18 protein-coding genes, 4 tRNA genes and 1 pseudogene are annotated in these 23,349 nt (G+C 59.8%); 7 read left to right on the top strand and 16 right to left on the bottom strand.

The window, feature by feature from the left end; all coding sequences use genetic code 11:
• The 6 genes from GXB78_RS26625 to GXB78_RS26600 all read right to left on the bottom strand — a co-directional run.
• Positions 1-1,359: DUF6531 domain-containing protein (locus GXB78_RS26625; RefSeq protein WP_329517655.1), on the bottom strand; the 1,359-nt coding region annotated here is incomplete at its 3' end.
• 240 nt (positions 1,360-1,599) lie between these two features.
• On the bottom strand, positions 1,600-2,007 hold the full coding sequence (locus GXB78_RS26620; RefSeq protein ID WP_329517654.1) for an SEL1-like repeat protein: 408 nt from the start codon (positions 2,005-2,007) through the stop codon (positions 1,600-1,602).
• Positions 2,008-2,379 (bottom strand): hypothetical protein, encoded by a 372-nt coding sequence (locus tag GXB78_RS26615; RefSeq protein WP_003223109.1) that lies wholly within the window; start codon positions 2,377-2,379, stop codon positions 2,008-2,010.
• The gene (locus GXB78_RS26610; protein WP_329517653.1) at positions 2,376-2,717 is read right to left on the bottom strand and encodes a helix-turn-helix domain-containing protein; all 342 of its coding nucleotides are present in this window, start codon (positions 2,715-2,717) and stop codon (positions 2,376-2,378) included. The genes GXB78_RS26615 and GXB78_RS26610 overlap by 4 nt, the downstream gene beginning before the upstream one ends.
• A 112-nt stretch (positions 2,718-2,829) precedes the next feature.
• A complete protein-coding gene (locus GXB78_RS26605; protein WP_016773733.1) occupies positions 2,830-3,285 on the bottom strand; it encodes a YkvA family protein in 456 nt (151 codons plus the stop codon).
• Between the two features lie 292 nt (positions 3,286-3,577).
• Positions 3,578-4,294, bottom strand: a complete 717-nt coding sequence (locus GXB78_RS26600) for an FKBP-type peptidyl-prolyl cis-trans isomerase (protein ID WP_329517652.1) — start codon at positions 4,292-4,294, stop codon at positions 3,578-3,580.
• Positions 4,295-4,563: 269 nt separating this feature from the next.
• Here GXB78_RS26600 and GXB78_RS26595 point away from each other — a divergent pair.
• Both GXB78_RS26595 and GXB78_RS26590 read left to right on the top strand, forming a co-directional pair.
• Positions 4,564-6,373: pseudogene (locus tag GXB78_RS26595) on the top strand (di-heme-cytochrome C peroxidase).
• On the top strand, positions 6,370-7,548 hold the full coding sequence (locus tag GXB78_RS26590) for a catalase family protein (protein WP_329517651.1): 1,179 nt from the start codon (positions 6,370-6,372) through the stop codon (positions 7,546-7,548). Before GXB78_RS26595 ends, GXB78_RS26590 begins: the two are co-directional and overlap by 4 nt.
• Before the next feature lie 164 nt (positions 7,549-7,712).
• Here the strand turns inward: GXB78_RS26590 and GXB78_RS26585 are convergent.
• From GXB78_RS26585 to GXB78_RS26570, 4 genes are all read right to left on the bottom strand, one after another.
• Positions 7,713-7,789: transfer RNA gene (locus tag GXB78_RS26585), tRNA-Asp, on the bottom strand.
• A gap of 19 nt (positions 7,790-7,808) precedes the next feature.
• Positions 7,809-7,884: transfer RNA gene (locus GXB78_RS26580), tRNA-Val, on the bottom strand.
• A 190-nt stretch (positions 7,885-8,074) separates the two neighbouring features.
• Positions 8,075-8,151 (bottom strand) — tRNA-Asp (locus GXB78_RS26575).
• A 19-nt stretch (positions 8,152-8,170) separates the two neighbouring features.
• A tRNA-Val gene (locus GXB78_RS26570) sits at positions 8,171-8,246 on the bottom strand.
• Between the two features lie 159 nt (positions 8,247-8,405).
• Between GXB78_RS26570 and rdgC the strand changes: the two genes are divergently transcribed.
• The 3 genes from rdgC (at position 8,406) to sugE (ending at position 10,867) form a co-directional block, all read left to right on the top strand.
• Positions 8,406-9,326, top strand: coding sequence for a recombination-associated protein RdgC (gene rdgC, locus GXB78_RS26565; protein WP_329517650.1), 921 nt, complete (start codon positions 8,406-8,408; stop codon positions 9,324-9,326).
• Between the two features lie 143 nt (positions 9,327-9,469).
• A complete protein-coding gene (locus GXB78_RS26560) occupies positions 9,470-10,435 on the top strand; it encodes a bile acid:sodium symporter family protein (RefSeq protein ID WP_329517649.1) in 966 nt (321 codons plus the stop codon).
• Between the two features lie 117 nt (positions 10,436-10,552).
• Entirely contained in the window at positions 10,553-10,867 is a 315-nt protein-coding gene (gene sugE, locus GXB78_RS26555) for a quaternary ammonium compound efflux SMR transporter SugE (protein ID WP_041479526.1), read from the top strand.
• Between the two features lie 114 nt (positions 10,868-10,981).
• On the opposite strand, the gene GXB78_RS26550 is transcribed toward sugE, so the two are convergent.
• From GXB78_RS26550 to GXB78_RS26535, 4 genes are all read right to left on the bottom strand, one after another.
• Positions 10,982-12,853, bottom strand: coding sequence for an MFS transporter (locus GXB78_RS26550; protein ID WP_329517648.1), 1,872 nt, complete (start codon positions 12,851-12,853; stop codon positions 10,982-10,984).
• A 97-nt stretch (positions 12,854-12,950) separates the two neighbouring features.
• Positions 12,951-14,102: a TDT family transporter gene (locus GXB78_RS26545; RefSeq protein WP_329517658.1), complete on the bottom strand. Its 1,152-nt coding sequence runs from the start codon at positions 14,100-14,102 to the stop codon at positions 12,951-12,953.
• Positions 14,103-14,207: 105 nt separating this feature from the next.
• Positions 14,208-14,519: a cupin domain-containing protein gene (locus tag GXB78_RS26540; RefSeq protein WP_227973954.1), complete on the bottom strand. Its 312-nt coding sequence runs from the start codon at positions 14,517-14,519 to the stop codon at positions 14,208-14,210.
• Between the two features lie 49 nt (positions 14,520-14,568).
• Positions 14,569-15,756, bottom strand: a complete 1,188-nt coding sequence (locus tag GXB78_RS26535; protein WP_329517657.1) for an MFS transporter — start codon at positions 15,754-15,756, stop codon at positions 14,569-14,571.
• A 103-nt stretch (positions 15,757-15,859) separates the two neighbouring features.
• On the opposite strand from GXB78_RS26535, the gene GXB78_RS26530 reads away from it, so the two are divergent.
• Positions 15,860-16,402, top strand: coding sequence for a TetR/AcrR family transcriptional regulator (locus GXB78_RS26530; protein ID WP_329517647.1), 543 nt, complete (start codon positions 15,860-15,862; stop codon positions 16,400-16,402).
• Positions 16,403-16,624: 222 nt separating this feature from the next.
• Positions 16,625-20,095, top strand: coding sequence for a hybrid sensor histidine kinase/response regulator (locus tag GXB78_RS26525; RefSeq protein WP_329517646.1), 3,471 nt, complete (start codon positions 16,625-16,627; stop codon positions 20,093-20,095).
• Positions 20,096-20,754: 659 nt separating this feature from the next.
• Here the strand turns inward: GXB78_RS26525 and rmuC are convergent.
• The gene (gene rmuC, locus GXB78_RS26520; protein WP_329517656.1) at positions 20,755-22,119 is read right to left on the bottom strand and encodes a DNA recombination protein RmuC; all 1,365 of its coding nucleotides are present in this window, start codon (positions 22,117-22,119) and stop codon (positions 20,755-20,757) included.
• A 175-nt stretch (positions 22,120-22,294) separates the two neighbouring features.
• Positions 22,295-22,618: an SEL1-like repeat protein gene (locus GXB78_RS26515; protein WP_329517645.1), complete on the bottom strand. Its 324-nt coding sequence runs from the start codon at positions 22,616-22,618 to the stop codon at positions 22,295-22,297.
• Between the last annotated feature and the right edge of the window lie 731 nt (positions 22,619-23,349).

The following is a 23,349-nucleotide window of genomic DNA, read 5'->3' as shown; positions in this document are numbered from 1 at the left end:
ACGATGCGCGAGCGTATGGCTCCAGCCGAATCCGAGACCGATGTCGATCTCGACGGCACTGCTGCGATACAAGCGGGTGAACTCGAAGGGCAGCACGCCGTCGAGCACCGCATCGGTCAGGGTCAGCAGTTCTTCGCCGGTGACCATCGACACCGGGCAGCCGTTTTTGCAGGTGTTGGGCACGCAGTCGGCAGCATCGCCGTTGGGGTTTTTCGCTTGGTCGGGGACGTCGTCGTGATGTTCGTCTTTCTTTAACATGGCGTTGCGCTTGGCATCCCAGCGCAATTGCATCCGGCCTTTCTTCACCCCGGCTGCGATACCGCGTGCGGCAACGGCTTTGTAGCGATCGACGTATTCGATAAACGTGCTGACGATGCCAAACAGCGCCTTGACCAGGCGCTTGGCTACGCTGAACAACTGGGCTGCACGGTCGGCCAGACGCAGCGTCAGATAGGCGATTCCCGCCCCTGCTCCGACAAAGGTCAGCACCACGCTGATCAACACATCGATGATCAGTTGCACGATCATCATCGACGCCACTTCAGCGGATTTGCCGGCGACCTCGCTGGGCGGCAGCATATCCAGCCACAGGCTCGCCGACCGTAGCAGCAAGCACATCGCTGCCTCATCACTGACCAGCAGTTGCAGCTTTTCCATGAGATCGGGCGCGGTCTGCGCCAGCTCGATCAGCTCAGCCGCGCCGCTGCCCAGACGCTCGGCAAACTTGTTGGGATCCTGGAGAATTTCCGAGAGCAGACCGAGGCTGTCCCACACCCCTTCGATGGCCGCCCAACTGCCGGCGAGCATGCCGTTACTGGCCGCTGTGGCCACCGACTGTGACCATTGCGGCTTGAAACCCTGCCACTCGCTACGCAGCCAGCCGTCCAGTTCGCCGGTCAAACCGTCATAGGATTCGAACAGCTCGGCTACCTGATCGGAGGTGACAGCACCGTGTACATGCACGCGGTAGAACTTGCCCTCGTCGCCTCTGAACTCACCCTTGCCCTGCTGATCAAGGGTGATCGGGGTGGTCTCGCCGCTTTCCACGCCAACCACATCGACGGTGATGTTGCCCAGCGGGATGTCGTAGACCGATTCGAACTTGCTCTCGATCTGCATCAGCCCGCCCTGCCGGCACTGGACGACGCTGGAGGAAAATTCGTCGTCGCTGCTGCTCACTGCCGCGCTGCGATCACCGAAGCGAATGATCCGCTCCATGCCCACCAGCGACGGCAGATCTGCTGCCTCGCTGATCTGGTCCGCCCTGCGACTGAGCCAGTGATCGAGCTGTTTGCGGTAGAGACTGAGCGTTTGCGGAAAGCTGTCGAGTTCCTGCTCGATGCGAGCGATGGCTTCCATCAACACACGCAGGCAGACAAGGTGAGCTGAAAAACGGGCTGGAGCATGAGCGGTCCCTCGCGCAAGAAATTAGTCGCGGGAACTGTGCGGGGGATCAGAGAGGAAAGAAGTCAGGCGAGTAGGCAAAGGATGTAGGACTAATCTGCAATCAAGCATCCAGCGAAAAACGCGCGAGCAAAAACGCAAAACGCGGCGTGAGGAAAACCTCACGCCGCGTTTACTTCAAAGACATACCTGGAATTACAGCGTTGAATCACCGGCCTTCAGCTGTTGCAGCTTCACTTCGGCCAACGGATGCCCGGCCTTGGCGGCCATGCTCCACCAACGGGCGGCTTCCGCGGGATCGGGGGCTTTGCTCGGCGTACCGGCAAGACTGATGACGCCGACTTGATAGGCCGCTTTAGCGTCGCCGGCCAATGCTGCCAGACGCAGTAAACGCACGCCTTCTTCACGTGCGCCCAGACCCACGCCACGAAAGGTCAGAATGTGCCCGTAAAAGCTTTGCGCGCCGACATCGCCGAGGTTGGCCATGCGCGCAAGCTGGCCTTCAAGCCAGCGCCAGCCACGCGGCTGACGAACGAACCACGACCAATGAAACAGCCTGCGCGCCAGCCAATATCCGGCCCGCGCCTTGAGGCGCAGAAACACTCAGGCCTCCGCCGATTCCGGGTACTCGTACTCGAAAACGCGCACCACTTCCGATGCATGCCAGGAGGCCGCCGCGACGCCGTCCGACGGCCCGGAAAAACGCCCCAGACGCTCGACACATTCAAAAAAACCGGTACGCGGCAAACGACTCGCACCCTGACTGATGACCAGCGAACTGCGCAACGGCTGTTCGGCTTTGGCGTCCAGTGCGGCCAGATGTTCTAGCGCAGCCGTGAGGGTTTGCATCGCCGGGGTCGGCAATTGCAAACGCTCAAGCAAGGCTCGATATGTCAAAAGATGACGCTGACGGCGCGCCTGATCCAGTTCCCCCAGCAATCCGTCCCAATGTTGACGGCTGATGCGTACGCTCACGATTCATCCCTCCAACCTGGCACCGTCAGTTCCCAGGCCAGGCTGCGGCGAATCGCGGCGTCGGGCTGACGCTCACCACTTTCGATCATGGCCAGATAAGACGGGCTGATGCCTACCGTGCGGGCCAGCGCCTCGATGGCGATGCCCTTCCCTTCGCGCAAACTGCGTAATTGATCCAGACTCGGAAGAATCGGCTCCGGCGAGGCGGCGAGCGGCACTGCGGGCTGCTGCGCCGGTGTTGCGTTGATCCCTGCTGCTTTCAGTAAAGCCTGATATTGAGCCCACGGCAGAACCGCGTATTCGGGTTCGCCATCGCGTGCAATTATCTGAATATCCATGACTACCCCGTAGGACAACAACACTTAGCGAGTCGGCACTTTTCCCTAGAAGTGTAATCCTAACAGCGGCCAAGGTCGCGGGGGGCATCTATCTACAGGCAGTCTTTGTCAGTCAGGGCTTTTTCGGACCTTGCAACTGCAATTGTTCAGGGGTATCCGGCAGCCGTTCAACTACCGCGAGTTTTTCCGGTTGCTGGCGCTTGCGCCACAAGCGGAAGGCGTTGAGTTCGTCATCGAGTGTTTTCATCAGCCAGGCGAGAACGGCAATGTCATCGAGCATGCCGAACATCGGAATGAAATCCGGGATGGCATCGACCGGACTGAGAAAATACATCAGGCCCGCCACCACCGAGATCAGCGACTTGGCGCTGATCGCACGGTATTCACCCCTCCAGTAGGCCAGGCACAGCGACTGCAGCAAGCGCAGATCATCCTTGAGCTTGCCCAGACGATTGCCCTGCGCGGCGCCTTTGCTGGCCACGGCAAACAACAGGGTCGGCAGGCGTCCACGGGCGAGCAGGCGTCCGGCCAAGGGCAGGAATCGAGCGAAATTCCACGGAGCTTTCATCTATTCTTCCCGTTGAAATGTTATCCACACAAATTGTGGATAACCTTGTGAACAGAGCTGCATTTCAGCGCTGAGAGCCCCGTTTCATAAGGGCTGCGCTCAGATCGGGCGTTTTTTACTCACATAAAAAAGCCCAATATTTCATTGACTTGGCGGCTCAGGGCGGCTAGCGCGGGCAGCCTCAAAGCTATGACTGTGTTGTTCGGCGTCAGTTCGCTCTGTTTACCTTTCCCAACCCGCAGATGCAACAACGCCCCGCATAAGCGAGGCGTTGTTTTCGAGCCGTTGCGTGTTACTTGGCAGCGGCGTCTTCTTTGGCTAAATCCTTGATGGCCAGCAGTTCCAGGTCGAAGACCAGAACCGAGTTGGCCGGGATTGCCGGGCTAGGCGACTGAGCGCCGTAAGCCAGATCGCTAGGGATGTACAGTTTGTACTTCTCGCCAACGTGCATCAGTTGCAGACCTTCAACCCAACCCGGGATCACGCCACTGACTGGCAGATCGATCGGGCTGCCGCGCTCGACGGAGCTGTCGAAGACGGTGCCGTTGGTCAGCTTGCCGGTGTAGTGAACAGTGACGACGTCGGTCGGCTTTGGCTGTGGGCCATCGGCTTTCTTCACTACTTCGTACTGCAGGCCGGAAGCGGTGGTGGTTACACCAGCTTTCTTGCCGTTTTCCTCGAGGAATTTCTTGCCGGCGGCTGCCGACTCTTCGCTCATCTTGGCCATACGCTCTTCAGCACGCTTTTGCAGCGCGGCGAAGGCTTCGACCAGTTCTTCGTCTTTCAGCTTCTGTTCTTTCTTGCCAACGGCATCTTCGATGCCCTGGGCTACCGCTTTGGAGTCCAGATCATCCATGCCTTCCTGGGCAAGGCTTTTGCCCATGTTCAGGCCGATGCCGTAGGAAGCTTTTTGCGCCGGGGTTTTCAGCTCTACGCTGGTCTGCGAGTCACAACCCGCAAGTACCAGGCTAACCAGGGCTACCGCCGCCGCCAACCGATGCTGTTTCATGCTATTTCCTTGTTCATGCGCCGAATGGGCAATCGAGTAAAGCCGCGAGCTTATCAGGCCGCCACGACCAATGGCTACCGGCATGAGAGCAGGAATCTTCTGATAAGTTCAGGGATTAAAACGCATTTGGCCGATGGCTGGATGAAGCTTCTGTCATCCACGGATGACAAGCCTCGTCGGCGCTTGCCGCAGCCTCTGACGTAATGGCCACTTGCCCAGCAGTCGCAGCTCAGGCATAACAGCGCAACAATTCGACAAGGATGTTTAACTTGCGCCTCTTATTCCGCGTTCTCAGTCTGGTGACCTTGCTGGCGGTAATCGCCGTTGCAGTGATTGTTTATTACGTCGCCAATCCGAAATTGCCCTTCTACACCCCGCCGCAACAGGTACGTTACCTGGACCAGTGGAGCGAAGAACAACGGCAGACTTACTACTTCACACCGCAAGGTACGCAAGTAAGGCTTGCGTTACGAGTGGTTCCAGGCACTGGAATTGCCTTTTTCCGAACAGCGCTTCGCCTCCCCCGAATACCTCGCCCGTTTCGGTTTTCTGGTCGACCCGCAGCAAAAAGCCACCTTGAACAATCCGGGCAATTTGCCCGTCGGTTTCGCCCGACACCAGAATCCCGGCAACGCCTCCGAACACTTTCTGGACATCACCTGCGCCGCTTGCCACACCGGCGAATTGCGCTTCAAAGGTCAGGCCGTGCGCATCGATGGCGGTACCGCGCAACATGTGTTGCCTTCCAGCGTTCCTACATTGCGCGGCGGCAGTTTCGGACAGGCCTTGGTCGCAAGTCTGGCCTCGACCTACTACAACCCGTGGAAATTCGAACGCTTCGCCCGCAAAGTGCTCGGCGACGAGTACGCAGCGCGCCACGGGCAATTGCGCGAAGACTTCAAAACCTCGCTGAATACTTTCCTCAAAGTGGCCTGGAACGACACCCATCGCGGCTTCTACCCCACCGAGGAGGGCCCGGGCCGCACCGACGCGTTCGGCCGGATTGCCAACGCGACGTTTGGCGATGCGATTTCTCCTGCCAACTACCGCGTGGCCGATGCGCCGGTGGATTACCCGCAACTGTGGGACATGTGGACGTTTGATTGGGTGCAGTGGAATGGCTCGGCGCAGCAGCCGATGGCACGCAATATCGGCGAAGCGCTCGGCGTCGGTGCCACGCTGAATTTCTTCGATGCCAACAGCCAACCGCTGCAAGGCGCTGAGCGCTACCCCTCCAGCGTACGCGTGCGCGATCTGCACGCCATCGAAGAAACTTTGCAACAGCTGAAGCCGCCAACCTGGCCGGAAGATCTGTTCGGTGCGGTCGACAAGCCGTTGGCCGCCAAGGGCCGCGCGCTGTTCAGCGAAAACTGCGCCGGCTGCCATGTCCCGCGCCAGTCCCGGGAAGGCGAACGCTGGGTGCAGCATTTGCACATGATTCCGGTGAATGTCATCGGCACGGATCCGAACGCCGCGAACAACATTGCCAGCCACCGCTTCGACCTGAGCGCACTGCAATGGGATGTCAAAGAACTGGAAAAGATGGACGTCAAACTGCACCCCGAACCCAAAGAGTCGCTCGATCCGAGCCAACTATCGGTGGCCAAGGGCCTGGCTTACGTCACCGCGTTCGTGGAAAACCGCGCCTATCGCGAAGCGCAGATCACCCCGGAAGAAAAACCGCGTATGGACGGTTTCGGCCTGCCGATCGGCGTGCGCGAAAAAGTCGCTTACAAGGCTCGACCGCTGGCCGGCGTGTGGGCGACTGCGCCATTTCTGCACAACGGTTCGGTGCCTAGCATCTATCAGTTGCTGTCACCGCAGGATGAGCGCGCAACCACCTTCTATAAAGGCACAGTCGAATACGATCCGCGCCATCTCGGCTACCGCACCGAGCCTTTCACCAACGGTTTCCTGTTCGACACGCGCATCAGTGGCAACCACAACAGCGGCCACGAATTCCGCGCCGGCGCTCGCGGCAACGGGGTGATCGGCCGCCTCCTGCAACCCGAGGAGCGCTGGGCGCTGCTCGAATACCTGAAAGTATTGGGCGGACCACTGGAGGCGCAGTTGCCATGATCATGCCGACATTCAAAAGGGAACTGCCGCCATTGGCGCGTTTCTGGCTATGGCTGGGGCGCTTGCTCGGCAAGTCGTTGCTGATCGTGCTGGGCATCGCCCTCCTCGGCTGGGCCATCGCCACCGCGTGGTTCGCCTGGCAGCATCGTGGGCCGGTATCCGCGCAGGAGCAGATTCCAGCGGGGGAAGCGGCAATGACGCAGGACATCATTCAAACCGCAGTGCGCATCGTCGACCAACACCGCGAAAGCACGCGCTATCTGCGTGATGCGCACGCCAAGGCGCATGGCTGCGTGAAGGCGCAAGTACAGGTGTTAACGCAACTGGAGCAATCGCTGCGGCAAGGTGTGTTCAGCGATCCGGGCAAGACCTGGCAGGCGTTGATCCGCTTGTCCAACGGCAATGCCTATCCGCAATTCGACAGCATTCGCGATGCGCGAGGAATGGCGATCAAGCTTCTCGACGTGCCGGGCAAGCAACTGCTAAGCGCTAGCGGTGACCGGCGTGAACAGGATTTTGTGATGTTCAGCCACCCGAACTTCTTTGTCAGCGATGTCGCCGAGTACCGTCAGAATGTGGCGGCGCAGGCTGACGGCAAGAAGGTCATGGCGTTTTTTCCGACATGGGATCCGCGTACCTGGCAGGTGCGCCATCTGTTTATCGCACTGGCCACCCTGTCACCGCCGCCGGACAGCCCGACCGAGAGCACGTACTTTTCGGTATCGCCCTACAAATTCGGTGAGGCCAATGCCAAATTCCGCGTCGTGCCGGATCCCGACCGTTGCCCGGCGTATACCCTGCCCAAACAGAATCACGACCTGCCGAATTTTCTGCGCAGCGCACTGAACCAGCAATTGTCGACGGACCGGGTGCCGGCGTGTTTCGTCCTGCAGATCCAGCGCCAGGACGCCAACAGGTACATGCCGATCGAAGACACCAGTATTGAATGGGACGAGCAGGATGCGCCGTTTGAAACCGTGGCGCGGATCACTGTGCCGGCGCAGGACTTCGATACGCCGGCGCTGAGTCTGCAATGCGACAACCTGTCGTTCAATCCGTGGTTCGGCATCGAGGCGCATCGGCCGATTGGCGGGATCAATCGCTTGCGCAGGGCGGTCTATGAGGCGGTGAGCGACTACCGGCACAGCCAGAATGCCTCAGCACATCCCATGTAGGAGCTGTCGAGTGCAACGAGGCTGCGATCTTTTGATCTTGTTTAAAAAAGTCAAAAGATCGCAGCCTCGTTGCACTCGTCAGCTCCTACAAAATCGCAGACAGCAAAAAGCCCGCACAAGGCGGGCTTTCCGTGGTATCTGGCTTCAGTTCCAGATACCGAATATGGCGCAGCGGACGGGACTCGAACCCGCGACCCCCGGCGTGACAGGCCGGTATTCTAACCGACTGAACTACCGCTGCGCGAAACGCTGGAAACGAATGGTGGGTGATGACGGGATCGAACCGCCGACATTCTGCTTGTAAGGCAGACGCTCTCCCAGCTGAGCTAATCACCCTTCGCTTCGTTACGGGGCGCATTATGCCACAAGTTTTCGTAAAGTGTTGATTTAATTGAATATTTTTCAAAAAAATCTGAAAACCGGTGAAACGATACATCCCGCGGGTACAACCTTGAGACAGAAAAAAACCCGCCTCAGCGGGTTTTTCCGTGGTGACCTGGCGTTCAGTGTTCCAGGTTACCGAATATGGCGCAGCGGACGGGACTCGAACCCGCGACCCCCGGCGTGACAGGCCGGTATTCTAACCGACTGAACTACCGCTGCGCTAAACACTTGAAACGAATGGTGGGTGATGACGGGATCGAACCGCCGACATTCTGCTTGTAAGGCAGACGCTCTCCCAGCTGAGCTAATCACCCTTCGCTTCGGTGTGGCGCGCATTCTACGGAGCACCCCAACCTCTGGCAAGCACTTTTTTAAATAATTTTCCGAGGCCTTCCAAAGGCTTAGAGAAGGGTTGGCCTATGCCCCGGCGAAGACAATAATGCCCCCCTTTGTATAAAGGAGTGACTCACCCCATGTGGTTCAAGAACCTGCTGATCTATCGCCTGACCCAAGACCTGCCTGTCGATGCCGAGGCGCTGGAGACTGCACTGGCGACCAAACTGGCGCGGCCGTGTGCAAGCCAGGAGCTGACCACTTACGGTTTCGTTGCACCGTTCGGCAAGGGCGAAGATGCGCCGCTGGTGCACGTCAGCGGGGATTTCCTGCTGGTCGCCGCTCGTAAAGAAGAACGCATTCTGCCGGGCAGCGTCGTGCGTGACGCGGTCAAGGAAAAGGTCGAAGAGATCGAAGCCGAGCAGATGCGCAAGGTCTACAAGAAGGAACGCGATCAGATCAAGGATGAAATCATCCAGGCATTCCTGCCGCGCGCCTTCATTCGTCGTTCGTCGACCTTTGCCGCGATCGCGCCGAAACAGGGCCTGATCCTGGTCAACTCGGCCAGCCCGAAGCGTGCCGAAGACCTGCTGTCGACCCTGCGCGAAGTGATCGGCACCCTGCCTGTCCGTCCGTTGACCGTGAAAATGGCGCCAACAGCGGTGATGACCGATTGGGTCACCACGCAGAAAGCCGCCGACGATTTCTATGTGCTGGATGAGTGCGAACTGCGCGACACCCACGAAGACGGCGGCATCGTCCGTTGCAAGCGTCAGGACCTGACCAGCGAGGAAATCCAGTTGCACCTGAGCACCGGCAAGGTCGTGACTCAGCTGTCACTGGCCTGGCAGGACAAACTGTCGTTCATGCTCGACGACAAGATGACCGTCAAGCGCCTGAAGTTCGAGGATCTGCTGCAGGATCAAGCGGAACAGGACGGTGGTGACGAAGCCCTGGGCCAACTGGATGCCAGCTTCACCTTGATGATGCTGACCTTCGGCGACTTCCTGCCGGCGCTGGTTGAAGCGTTGGGTGGGGAAGAGATGCCGCAGGGGATCTGACTCTGATGAGTATTTAACCTGTGGGAGCGAGCCTGCTCGCGAATGCGGTGTGCCAGCAACATTAATGTGTCTGGCTCACCGCTTTCGCGAGCAGGCTCGCTCCCACAATGTTATGTGGTGTAACCAAAAATAAGGATCAAGCCATGCGCGCACTGGCCGCACTCAGCCGCTTTGTCGGCAATACCTTCGCTTACTGGGTTCTGATATTCGCGGTCATCGCGTTCCTGCAACCGGCGTGGTTCATCGGCCTGAAAAGCGCGATCGTGCCGCTGCTGGGCCTGGTGATGTTCGGCATGGGCCTGACCCTCAAACTCGACGACTTCGCCGCCGTCGCTCGCCATCCATGGCGGGTGGCGCTGGGCGTGGTTGCGCATTTCGTGATCATGCCCGGTGTGGCGTGGTTGCTCTGCCAAGTGTTTCACCTGCCGCCGGAAATCGCCGTCGGCGTGATTCTGGTCGGCTGTTGCCCGAGCGGCACCTCGTCGAACGTGATGACCTGGCTGGCGCGCGGCGATCTGGCGCTTTCCGTGGCGATTGCAGCAGTCACCACCCTGCTCGCCCCGTTGCTGACCCCGGCGCTGATCTGGCTGCTGGCCTCAGCCTGGTTGCCGGTTTCGTTCATGGAGCTGTTCTGGTCGATCCTGCAAGTGGTATTGCTGCCGATCGTCCTCGGCGTGGTCGCGCAGCGTCTGCTCGGTGACAAAGTGCGGCATGCGGTGGATGTGTTGCCGCTGGTGTCGGTGGTCAGTATCGTGATTATCGTCACCGCCGTCGTGGCGGCGAGCCAGGCGAAAATCGCCGAGTCCGGTCTGCTGATCATGGCAGTGGTAATGCTGCACAACAGCTTCGGCTATCTGCTCGGCTACTTCACCGGGCGCCTGTTCGGTTTGCCTCTGGCTCAGCGCAAGTCGCTGGCACTGGAAGTCGGCATGCAGAATTCGGGATTGGGCGCTGCGTTGGCGAGTGCGCATTTCTCGCCGCTGGCGGCAGTGCCGAGCGCGTTGTTCAGCGTCTGGCACAATATTTCCGGTGCGCTGCTGTCGACGTACTTCCGGCGCATGAGTGAAAAGGAAGACCGCGACAATCTTGCGCAACGGGCCGCCGACTGACCTGAAAACTTGATCCTCGGGTTAATGCTCGTCACTATTGCGCAACGCGGGGACGACCCTGCGGCTCGATCGAGTCATTAATCTGGGGACGACCCCGTCAATCGATGGAGGTCCTGCATGTCCTGGATCATTCTGTTTTGCGCCGGCCTGTTCGAAGTCGGCTGGGCCGTCGGCCTGAAATACACCGATGGCTTCACCCGCCCACTCCCCACCGCCCTGACCGTTGCCGCGATGGCTATCAGTCTGGGTCTATTGGGCCTGGCGATGAAGGAATTGCCGCTGGGGACGGCTTATGCGATCTGGACTGGTGTAGGTGCCGTGGGCACGGTGATCGCCGGGATCATTCTGTTCGGTGAATCGATGGCGCTGATCAGGCTGGCCAGTGTGGCGTTGATCGTCACGGGTTTGATAGGCCTTAAAGTGAGCGCTTAAGCCACTACCGTCTTCGCGAGCAGGCTCGCTCCCACATTCAACCGCGTTCCGTCATTGGAACACGGTCACTTGTGGGAGCGAGCCTGCTCGCGAAGAGGCCCTTTGATACACCGACTATCTAAGAGCCCCGCGCAACTCCCCCACCAACCCCTGCAACTTCGCCGGTTCCGTCCCTTCGGTAATCGCCGGCCCCGCCACCAGCGTCACCCGCGACCACAAACGACGGAACAAGCCCTTGTGCGGATCGCGACTGAAGAAACTCCCCCACAATCCTTGCAGCGCCAGCGGAATCACCGGTACCGGGGTCTCTTCGAGAATCCGCGTCACGCCGCCGCGAAACTCGTTGATCTCGCCATCGGCGGTCAATTTTCCTTCCGGGAAAATGCAAACCAATTCGCCGTCCTTCAGATACTGGGCAATGCGGGTGAAGGCTTTTTCGTAGATCTGGATGTCTTCCTGGCGTCCGGCGATAGGAATTGCGCCCGCCGTGCGGAAGATAAAATTCAGCACCGGCAGATTGTAGATCTTGTAGTACATGACAAAGCGAATCGGCCTACGCACTGCGCCACCGATCAGCAAGGCGTCAACGAATGACACGTGATTGCACACCAGCAGCGCCGCGCCCTCGTCCGGGATCGCTTCAAGGTTGCGGTGTTCGACGCGGTACATGGAATGGCTGAGCAGCCAGATCATGAAGCGCATGCTGAATTCCGGAACGATCTTGAAGATGTAGGCGTTGACGCCGATGTTCAGCAGCGACACCACCAGGAACAGTTGCGGGATCGACAGCTTGGCAATACTCAACAAGACGATCGAAACAATCGCCGACACCACCATAAACAGCGCGTTGAGTATGTTGTTGGCGGCAATCACCCGCGCCCGTTCGTTTTCAGCCGTGCGCGACTGGATCAGCGCGTACAACGGCACGATATAGAAGCCGCCGAAAATGCCCAGACCAAGAATATCGATCAACACCGCCCAGGTGTGAACGAAGCCCAGCACGGCAATCCAGCTATGGCCGGTGACGCTGTCCGGGATTCCCCCGGAATGCCACCACAGCAACAGGCCGAACACGGTCAGGCCAAACGAGCCAAACGGCACCAGGCCGATCTCGACTTTGCGCCCGGAGAGCTTTTCGCAAAGCATCGAACCCAGCGCGATGCCCACCGAGAACACCGTCAGAATCAGCGTGACCACGGTTTCGTCGCCGTGCATCCATTCCTTGGCGTAGGCCGGGATCTGCGTCAGGTAGATCGCCCCGACGAACCAGAACCACGAGTTGCCGACAATCGAGCGTGACACCGCTGGCGTCTGGCCCAGGCCGAGTTTCAGCGTCGCCCACGATTGGCTGAAGATATTCCAGTTCAGGCGCATTTCCGGCGACGATGCTGCCGCACGCGGAATGCTGCGACTGGCCAGATAACCCAGCACGGCAATGCCGACGATGGCGGCGGAGACCACCGGCGCGTAGTGCTCGGACGACATCATGATGCCCGCGCCGATGGTCCCGGCGAGAATCGCCAGAAACGTGCCCATTTCCACCAGACCGTTGCCGCCGACCAATTCGTCATCGCGCAAAGCCTGCGGCAGGATCGAATACTTCACCGGGCCGAACAACGCCGAATGCGTGCCCATGGCGAACAGCGCGACCAGCATCAGTGACAGATGATCGAAGAGAAAGCCGATCGATCCCACGGCCATGATGGCGATTTCCGCGAGTTTTATCAGACGGATCAGCGCGTCCTTGGCAAATTTTTCCCCGAATTGCCCGGCCAGCGCCGAGAACAGGAAAAACGGCAGGATAAACAGCAGCGCGCAGAGATTGACCCAGATCGAGCGGTCACCCTCGATGGTCAGCCGATACAGAATGGCGAGGATCAACGACTGCTTGAACACGTTGTCGTTGAACGCGCCGAGCGACTGGGTAATAAAGAAGGGCAAAAAGCGCCGGGTGCGCAACAGGTTGAACTGTGAGGGGTGACTCATCTTCCGTGTTTCCTGATGTTAGGTAGAGAGGCCTGGGGTGCTTGTTATTGGAATCCCGCACCGCGATCCAGGCCACACCTTACCTAAACTTTTCAGTTTATTTCTTCAAACCTGCGATACACGGCGAGACAAACAGTTCGCCACGCCACGCGCCCTGCACGGTGCGTTTACCTACGATCAGCCACATTGCCGCCAACAGAATCACCAGCACGCTGCCGAACACAGTGAAAAACGTCAGGTCGAGAATGCTCGCCAGCTTCAGCGTCGCCAGCGAATACACACCCAACGGAAAGGTGAAGCCCCACCAGCCGAGGTTGAACGGAATGCCGTCACGCAGATAACGCACGGTGATCAGCAGCGCCATCAGCATCCACCAAAGACCAAAACCCCACAGCGTAATCCCCGCCACCAGGCCCAGCCCCGAGGCGATTTCGCCGACACCGGGCAGACCATTCGCGGCAAAAATCGCTGGCGCCTCACCGCCCAGCAACAACATGCCCAGCGCACCGGTGCCGATCGGACCCAGCGCCAGCCAGCTCGACGCAGCCATGTTTTCGTGGGGCAATTTGTGCAAGGCCATGCGCAATAGCAGGATGGTCAGAATGCTGAATGCCACCGGCAGGGAGAAAGCCCAGAGCACATAGCTGGTGGTCAATACGATGAGTTGCGCATGGGCATCGGTCAAATGCGGGGCGAGCAAGCCGCCGCTGGCCGCTGCCACCTCCGCCGCCACTACCGGCAGCAACCAGACCGCGGTCATCTGATCGATGCTGTGCTCCTGACGGGTAAACATCATGTATGGAATCAGCACGCCACAGGCCAGCGACATCGCCACGTCAATCCACCACAACACTTCAACCAGTTGGATTACTCCGTCGCCCCAACGCGGCAGGCCGAACAACAGAAAACCGTTGATGATCGTCGCCAGGCCCATGGGGATAGTGCCGAAGAACATCGAAACAGTGGAATGGCCGAAAATCCGCCGCGCCTCGTCGAAGAACAAAATCCAGCGCGCGGCGTAGGCCGCGGTAAACAACGTGAACAACACAATGTTGAACAGCCACAGCGCTTCGGCCACGGCGCGCAAACCGGAAATCCCCAGCGGCAATTGCGCCAGCGCCAATGCCAGCACACCGGTACCCATGGTCGCGGCGAACCAGTTCGGTGTGAATTGACGGATCACTTCGCGCGGATGCTGAAGCTGGCTGAAAGGCTTGAAACCGGGGGTGACACTGTTGGGGCAAATCATCATGATCTCCTGTCCTCAGGTGAGGTTGAGACCATGGTAGATCCGAATCGAATATCGATATAACGGGTAATATCTCTAACTGTTATCTGTTTTCCAGATAATCAGCTAAACGCTACCCTCCGATTCGATTACCAGAATCCGCGCCTCGCCTTGCGGATGGGCGACGTGCTCGGTGCCGACCGAGGCATAGAAAATATCGCCTGTGTCCAACACAACCTGCCGCTCTTCGCCGCCTTCGCGATAGTGCATCTGCACCCGGCCATCGAGCACCACGAACACCTCTTCTCCGTCGTTGACGTGCCATTTATACGGCTGATCGGTCCAGTGCAGGCGCGTGGTGATGCCGTTCATATTGGCGATGTCCAGCGCACCCCAGGCGCGTTCGGCGGTAAACGATTTACTGCGGATAATCTTCATGAGTCGATCCGTGAGAGAAGTTCGCCAAGGCTAACCGAAACCGCGGCGCTCAAGGAGCACTGCAAGTTTTACCCGCCTGGGGCCGCAGACTGAGCAGCAGCGCAGCCACGGCCAGCACGATCAACACAACGCCGTAGCCATCAGTGGTCGCCAGTAGCCCGAAACGGCGAGCCAGATGCCCGGCCAGCAGCGCCGGCAGACAGAACGCCAGATAACTGAGCACGTAATACGCCGACATCAACCCGGCTCGCTCGTGGGGCAAGGCCAGCGGCACCAGACTGCGCACCGCACCGAGGAATCCCGAACCGAAGCCGCAACCGGCGACCAGTGTGCCGAAGAAAAACAGCGACAGACTGGCGCCATGCACGCCGAGCAGAATCAGCAGCAGCCCGACCGGCAGCAGACTCGCGCCCAGCCGCAGCGCCTGAGCGGCCGGACGATTGCGCATCGTGAAAATCATCAACGCGCCGGTTACGGTGAGCGCCGCGACCGTCGCGCCGCCGATGAGATTGGAGGTCGAGCCGGTGGCCGTGCGCACCAGTGACGGTGCCAGCGAGGCATAAAAACCTCCCAGCGCCCAAGTTGCGGTGTTCAGCGGCAGCACTCGCCACAACGTTGAACGCGCTTGCGCCGGCACGTGCAAGGTAGGCCGCAACGACGCCCACGCCCCGCCTTGCCGCGAGACACTTTCCGGCAGGCGCCAGACATACACGCCCTGCAACACAAACAGCGCCAACAGCAACCAGTAAGTCAGCTGCAACGGCGCCGGTGCGAATTCTGCCAGCAAGCCACAGCCCAAACCGCCCAAGGCCATCCCGAGTAACGGCGCGACACTGTTGATCAGCGGCCCTTGCTGGCGATCGGTGTCGAGCAGTGTTGCGCTCAAGACGGCAGTGGCCATGCCGGTGGCGAACCCTTGCAACACCCGCGCGCCAAGCAACCATGCGACGCTGTCGGCATAAATGAACAGCAGCATGGCCAGCGCATTGAGCGCCACGGCGGTGAAGATCACCGGTTTGCGTCCGAGATGGTCGGAAAGCGAACCGACCGTCAGCAACGCCGCCAGCAGACTCAAGGCGTAAACGGCGAAGATCAGCGTCAGCATCGCCGCCGAGAAGTGCAACTGATCCTGATACAAGTGATACAACGGCGTCGGCGCGGTGGAAGCGGCGAGAAAACTGAGTAAGGTGATCGCCAGAAACCACAGGCTGGAACGGTGAGAAGCGAGGTCATTCAAGGGGCTGGTCATCGGCACACTCCGCAAAAGCTAACTTTTTGCTTTTACGCAGTGTGCTACCGCCTCACGCTTAAAGCAAATTCTTTGTGTTAAGGTCTGCCGCATGGCTATTAAAGAAGGTTTACGCCCAGGTGGTCGCAGCGCCCGGGTGCAAGAGTCGATTCATTCGGCGGTCAATGCGCTGCTGCAAGAGCAGGAACGTTCCACCGTGACCGTCCCGCAAATTGCCGCTCGCGCGGGCGTTACGCCGTCGACGATCTATCGCCGCTGGGGTGATCTGGCGGCGTTGCTGGCTGACGTCGCCCTCGCCCGCATGCGCCCGGATAGCGAACCGGCGGACACCGGCAGCCTGCGCGGCGATATCCGTGCGTGGGCCGAGCAGTATCTCGACGAGATGAGTTCGGAGGTCGGGCGCAACATGATGCGCGACGTGCAGGCGAGCGCGACGCCGGGCTATTGCGTGGCGATCATTGCTGCGCAGTTGCAGACGATTGTTGATCGTTATCCCGATGAAAAGGCGCCGAGCGTGGATCGTCTCATCAATGTGGTGGTGGCGCCGGTGGTGTTCCGCATTTTGTTTTCGGCGGCGGCGCTGGAGGTTGATGAGTTGCATCGCCTGATCGATATTGCATTGCGGCAGGACTGACGCCTTCGCGAGCAGGCTCGCTCTCACAAGGAAATGCATTCCAACCGTGGGAGCGAGCCTGCTCGCGAAGAGGCCCGCCCGGTCACCACAAAAACCACCCGATACCCCGCCTGCGACACCCCGCCACGCCACGACCTTGGTCGACACTGACTAACCGCCGCGCGCATGCGAGACTGTCCGCCCAGGCAGGAGTGCCGGGGAGTCTTTTGTCGGGAGTGCTGCATGCCGTTGTCCACCGGGCTGATCGCCGTCGTTGCCCTGGCCTACATGGCCATCATGTTCGCCATTGCCTTTTACGGCGACCGTCGCAGCACGCCGTTGCCGCCGCGGGTGCGCGCCTGGGTGTACAGCCTGTCGCTGGCGGTCTACTGCACCAGCTGGACCTTCTTCGGCGCGGTCGGCCAGGCGGCGGAACAACTGTGGTCATTCCTGCCGATCTATCTCGGGCCGATCCTCTTGCTGGTGGGCGCGCCGTGGGTCCTGCAGAAAATGGTGATGATCAGCAAACAGGAGAACATCACCTCCATCGCCGACTTCATCGCCGCGCGCTACGGCAAATCGCAATCGCTGGCGGTGGTCGTAGCGCTGATCTGCCTGGTCGGCGTCTTGCCCTATATCGCCCTGCAGCTCAAAGGCATCGTCCTCGGCGTCAACCTGCTGATCGGCGCCGGCGCCGATGCCATGGGCACCCGCGCTCAGGACACGGCGCTGATCGTGTCGCTGGTGCTGGCGTTGTTCACCATCGTTTTCGGCACGCGCAACCTCGACGCCACCGAACACCACCGTGGCATGGTGCTGGCGATTGCCTTCGAATCGCTGGTCAAGCTGTTCGCCTTTCTCGCCGTCGGCGCCTTCGTCACATACGGCCTGTATGACGGTTTCGACGACCTGTTCAATCAGGCGATGCTCGCCCCGCGCCTTGAAGCCTATTGGAAGGAAACCATCAACTGGCCGTCGATGGTGGTACAGACCGGCGTCGCGATGATGGCGATCATTTGCCTGCCGCGGCAATTTCACGTCACCGTGGTGGAGAACATCGACCCGCAGGATCTGCGTCTGGCGAAATGGGTGTTCCCCGCCTATCTGGCTTTGGCCGCACTGTTTGTAGTCCCGATCGCCCTCGCCGGTCAGATGATGCTGCCCAGCCATGTGCTGCCCGACTCGTTCGTGATCAGCCTGCCGCTGGCTCAGGCCCATCCGGCGCTGGCGATGCTGGCGTTTATCGGCGGTGCATCGGCAGCGACTGGCATGGTGATTGTCGCCAGCGTCGCGCTGTCGACCATGGTCTCCAACGACATGCTGTTGCCGTGGCTGCTGCGCCGCAACAACGCCGAGCGCCCGTTCGAAGTGTTCCGCCAGTGGATGCTTTCGGTGCGCCGCGTGAGCATCGTGGTGATTCTGCTGCTGGCCTACGTCAGTTATCGCTTGCTCGGCTCGACCGCGAGCCTGGCAACCATCGGCCAGATCGCCTTCGCCGCCGTGACGCAACTGGCGCCGGCGATGCTCGGCGCGCTGTACTGGAAACAAGCCAACCGCCGTGGCGTGTTCGCCGGCCTCGCTACTGGCACTTTCCTTTGGTTTTACACGCTGGTGTTGCCGATTGCCGCGCACAGCCTCGGCTGGTCGCTGGCGAGTTTTCCGGGATTGGCGTGGCTGCACAGCAATCCGCTGAACCTGCCGATCACGCCGTTGACCCAAGGCGTGGTGCTGTCGCTGGCCGGGAATTTCACCCTGTTCGCCTGGGTCTCGGTGCTGTCGCGCACGCGGGTTTCGGAACACTGGCAGGCCGGGCGTTTCATCGGTCAGGAAATCAGCGCACGGCCTAATGGTCGCTCGATGCTGGCGGTGCAGATCGATGATCTGCTGCAACTGGCGGCACGTTTCGTCGGCGAAGAACGTGCGCGGCAGAGCTTCATTCGTTTCGCCTACCGCCAGGGCAAAGGCTTTAACCCCAACCAGAACGCCGACAGCGAATGGATTGCCCACACCGAACGCTTGCTCGCCGGTGTCCTTGGCGCATCTTCGACGCGCGCCGTAGTAAAAGCCGCCATCGAAGGTCGGGAAATGCAGCTGGAGGACGTAGTCCGAATCGCTGACGAAGCCTCGGAAGTGCTGCAATTCAACCGAGCGCTGTTGCAAGGTGCGATCGAAAACATCACCCAAGGCATCAGCGTGGTCGACCAGTCGCTGAAACTGGTGGCGTGGAACCGGCGTTATCTGGAGCTGTTCAACTACCCCGACGGCCTGATCAGCGTCGGCCGGCCGATTGCCGACATCATTCGCTACAACGCCGAACGCGGTCTGTGCGGTCCCGGCGAGGCCGAAGTGCACGTTGCGCGCCGCTTGCACTGGATGCGTCAGGGCCGCGCGCATACCTCCGAGCGGCTGTTCCCCAATGGTCGAGTGATCGAGCTGATCGGCAACCCGATGCCTGGCGGCGGTTTCGTCATGAGTTTCACTGACATTACCGCGTTCCGCGAAGCCGAACAGGCGCTGACCGAGGCCAACGAAGGGCTGGAGCAACGGGTCAGCGAGCGCACTCAGGAACTGTCGCAACTCAACGTCGCGCTCACCGAAGCCAAGGGCAATGCCGAGGCGGCCAACCAATCGAAAACACGCTTCCTCGCTGCCGTCAGCCACGACTTGATGCAGCCGCTGAACGCCGCACGGCTGTTCTCAGCCGCCCTCTCCCACCAGAACGAAGGCTTGAGCCCGGAGGCGCAGCAACTGGTGCAACACCTCGACAGCTCGCTGCGTTCGGCGGAAGACCTGATCAGCGATCTGCTGGATATCTCGCGCCTGGAAAACGGCAAGATCAACCCGGAGCGCAAGGCCTTTGCCGTCAACGAACTGTTCGACACCCTCGGTGCCGAGTTCAAAGCGCTGGCCCAAGAGCAAAAACTGATGTTCCGCGTGCGTGGTAGCCAATTGCGCATCGACAGTGACATCAAACTGCTGCGGCGGATTTTGCAGAACTTCCTCACCAACGCGTTCCGCTACGCCAAGGGCCCGGTGCTGCTTGGCGTGCGTCGGCGCGGTGGTGAGTTATGCCTGGAAGTCTGGGATCGCGGCCCGGGCATTCCGGAAGACAAGCAGCAAGTAATCTTCGAAGAATTCAAACGCCTCGACAGCCACCAGACCCGTGCCGAAAAAGGCCTGGGCCTCGGCCTGGCGATCGCCGACGGCTTGTGCCGTGTGCTCGGGCATACCTTGCGCGTTCGCTCCTGGCCGGGGCGCGGCAGCGTGTTCAGCGTGACGGTGCCGCTGGCGCGCACACAAACGCCTCCCGCGAACGCAGCCGTGGAACTGAACGGTAAATTGCTTAGCGGCGCGCAGGTGCTGTGCATCGATAACGAAGACAGCATTTTGATTGGCATGAACAGCCTGCTCAGCCGCTGGGGCTGCCAGGTGTGGACGGCACGCAATCGCGACGAATGCGCCGCGATATTGAATGAGGGCGTACGGCCGCAACTCGCCCTGGTCGACTATCACCTCGATCATGGCGACACCGGCACGGAGCTGATGGCGTGGTTGCGTACGCGTCTGGGCGAGCCAGTGCCCGGCGTGGTGATCAGTGCGGATGGACGCCCGGAGACCGTGGCCCAAGTGCACGCGGCAGGGCTGGATTACTTGGCCAAACCGGTGAAGCCAGCGGCGTTGCGGGCCCTGTTGAGTCGGTATTTGCCGCTGTAGAAGGTGACCTTGCAGACGCCTTCGCGAGCAGGCTCGCTCCCACAGAAAAGCAGAATCAAAAGATCGCAGCCTTCGGCAGCTCCTACAGGTGGATTGCGTGAATTCGATGGAAATGGGTTGACCTTCAGGTCGCCATCGCGAGCAGGCTCGCTTCCGCAGAAAAGCAAGATCAAAAGATCGCAGCCTTCGGAAGCTCCTACAGGTGGATTGCGTGAATTCGATGGAAATGGGTTGACCTTCAGGTCGCCTTCGCGAGCAGGCTCGCTTCCGCAGAAAAGCAAAGCAGCGCAGCTGCCCGCGGCGAAGCCGCACCACTCAACAATGAGCGTTAGCTCGAGTGCTGTTGATCTTGATCTTGATCCACGGGCGACGTCGGAAGGCTGAGCGGAGGGATTGATCCGGGCGTGGGAGCGCAGCGACCGTCTGGCGCAGCCAGACACAGCGGAAGGAGGTGCAGCGAAGCAAACCGGAGCCGCTGCGCCCGGATCAGTCCCGGAGCGAAGGAACCCGAGCCTGCGAGGGCCGAACGCAGGAGCAAGCGTTTTTTGCTTACTTTTTTAGGCGCTTGTAAAAAAGTAAGTCGCCGTAAGGGCGAAACCGCCAGCCGCCCTCACCGCAGCACCGGATATGCCCCCAAATCACCCCAAAAAAACGACCTCTTATTCAGGCAACTCAACCAACCCATCCGCATCAGTCATCGCCCGCTCGAGCAAATCCGCCGGCAAACTCTTGCTCGCCCGCGCACCGAGCAACTTCAATTGCTCACTGCGGCTGACCAGATTGCCGCGCCCTTCTGTCAGCTTGTTACGCGCCGAACTGTAAGCCTTGTCCAATTGCTGCAAACGATTGCCCACTTCGTCCAGATCCTGAATAAACAACACGAACTTGTCGTACAGCCAACCCGCGCGCTCGGCGATCTCCCGGGCGTTCTGACTCTGCCGTTCCTGCTTCCACAGACTGTCGATCACTCGCAATGTGGCCAACAGTGTGGTCGGGCTGACGATCACGATGTTGCGGTCAAAGGCTTCCTGGAACAGCGACGGCTCAGCCTGCAACGCAGCAGAAAACGCCGCCTCGATCGGCACGAACAACAAAACGAAATCAAGACTGTGCAAGCCTTCCAGGCGTTTGTAATCCTTGCCGGCCAAGCCTTTGACATGATTGCGCAACGACAATACGTGCTGCTTGATCGCGATCTGACCGAGGGTGTCGTCATCAGCCGCAACATATTGTTGATAGGCCGTGAGGCTGACTTTTGAGTCGACCACCACCTGCTTGTCGCCGGGCAGATAAATGATCACATCGGGCTGGAAGCGCTCACCGTCCGGGCCTTTGAGATTGACTTGGGTCTGGTACTCGCGACCCTTTTCCAGACCTGCGTGCTCGAGAACGCGCTCGAGAATCAGCTCGCCCCAGTTACCTTGGGTTTTCTGGCCCTTGAGCGCGCGGGTCAGGTTGGTCGCTTCGTCGCTCAGCCGCAGATTCAACGCCTGTAAACGCTCGAGTTCCTTGGCCAGCGAGAAACGCTCGCGGGCTTCGGCCTGATAGCTCTCCTCCACGCGTTTTTCGAAGGACTGGATGCGCTCTTTCAACGGGTCGAGCAACTGGCCGAGGCGTTGCTGGCTGGTTTCCGCGAAACGCTGCTCCCGCTCATCGAAGATCTTGCCCGCCAGCTCGGCGAATTGCGCACGCAATTCATCCCGCGAGCCTTGCAGGTCGTCGAGGCGTTGTTGATGGCTTTCCTGTTGCTCGCGCAACTCGGCGCTCAACGAGGCAGCCTGGGCGTCGAGACGGCGCAACTCGGCGTCCTTGTTGGCGCGTTCGAGATTCCAGGCGTGGGAGGCATCGCGAGCGTCGTCGCGCTCGATCTGCAACAACTCGACTTCGCGGCGCAGGGCAGCGAGGTCTGCCTGCTTGGCGGCGTTGGCCTGACCGAGATCGGCGATCTCATCACGGCTGGCTTCAAGTTGCGCGGTGAGGCCGTCCTGAGCCATTTGCGCCATGGCCAGGCGCTCCTCGAGCAAGGCCTGATCGGCCTGGGCGCTGCTGGCCCGGCGTTGCAGTTGCCAGGCCAGCGCCAGCAGCGGCACCCCTGCTGCTGCAAGACCGAGCAATAAGCTGGTCAAGTCCATAGCCATAGCGACTCCTGCCAATCGAATAAAGCCTGAAGGTTAACCAAGGTGTCAGGGCTTGGACAGCTCAGTCTTCGATCAGACCGAGTTCCTGCTGCGCGCGTCGGTCACCGGCGCGGGCGGCCTGACGCAACAGCTCCTGACCGATACGCCGGTCACGGGCATTGCCGCACTCCCGGCAAATCAATTGGCCGAGACGACTCTGTGCGGCGACCACGCCCTCCCGGGCCGGTTGCTTGAGCAGGCGCCCGGCAAGGTGCTTGGCGCTGGGGCTGTCGCTCAGGCGCGGGGCATCGAGCAACCATTCAGCCACGCGGACGGAGAAGCGCTTGGGCGGAGTAACAGGAGTCGGGTTTGGGGTAACAGAGTCTGATACTGAGCGAAACTTCATAAAGCACTGCGGGACAGATCGGAAGGCGCGCCACTTTACTCTCTTTTTCTTACAGGTAAAGTCGAAAAAAACCCGGCACGCCCGTCCTAGAGCAAGCGCTAGGGACAATCCACAGAAGCTGTGGATAAGTCAGTGGACAACCGCTCTCCGATCCTCGCAAAGCCTTATGGAATGGGGCTCGCAGTCAAACTGACGATTTTTTCACCAACAAAAAAAGGCGATATTTTTCATTGACTTAAACTTTTGATACAGGCAGCGACTGGAGTCAGGATCGATGTGACAGTTGCGTTACGCTCTGCGCAACTAATGTGCACAAGTACCTGTGAGACGGTTATATGCGTGCGCTTTTTCGGGTCGTTTTATGCAGCGGAAGAGGCCAAGCGTCTTTGCGAGAAAGCCCGCGCTCCGACGGATGGTCACCTGCAGCCACGTCCCTTCAGGCTTTTTTTCATTGCGGGGTTTGCTTCGTCTCGATGGATCCGTTACTATCCGCGGCGTTAGTACCAAGCTGAAAGTCAATTCCGGTCGAACATCTCCCACGGTCAACCTTCCAACAGGAAGAAATATCCGAAAAAAGCGGGACCGACCCCTCGATGGTTTCCAGGTAAATCTTGCGACGACGCTGCCTTTGAATGAAAGCAAAGGGCGTTGCGAAGAACACTTACTCTGACCGAACCAACCTGCAAATTGATCAGGATCTTCACCCCGGGCCCAGAACCTTTGCCCTCGCT

It is taken from the genome of Pseudomonas moraviensis subsp. stanleyae (genome assembly GCF_036283065.1).
GTDB classification, from domain to species: domain Bacteria; phylum Pseudomonadota; class Gammaproteobacteria; order Pseudomonadales; family Pseudomonadaceae; genus Aquipseudomonas; species Aquipseudomonas stanleyae.
The sequence above is the reverse complement of the archived record's forward strand: the minus strand, read 5'-3'. Positions and strand labels throughout refer to the sequence as shown.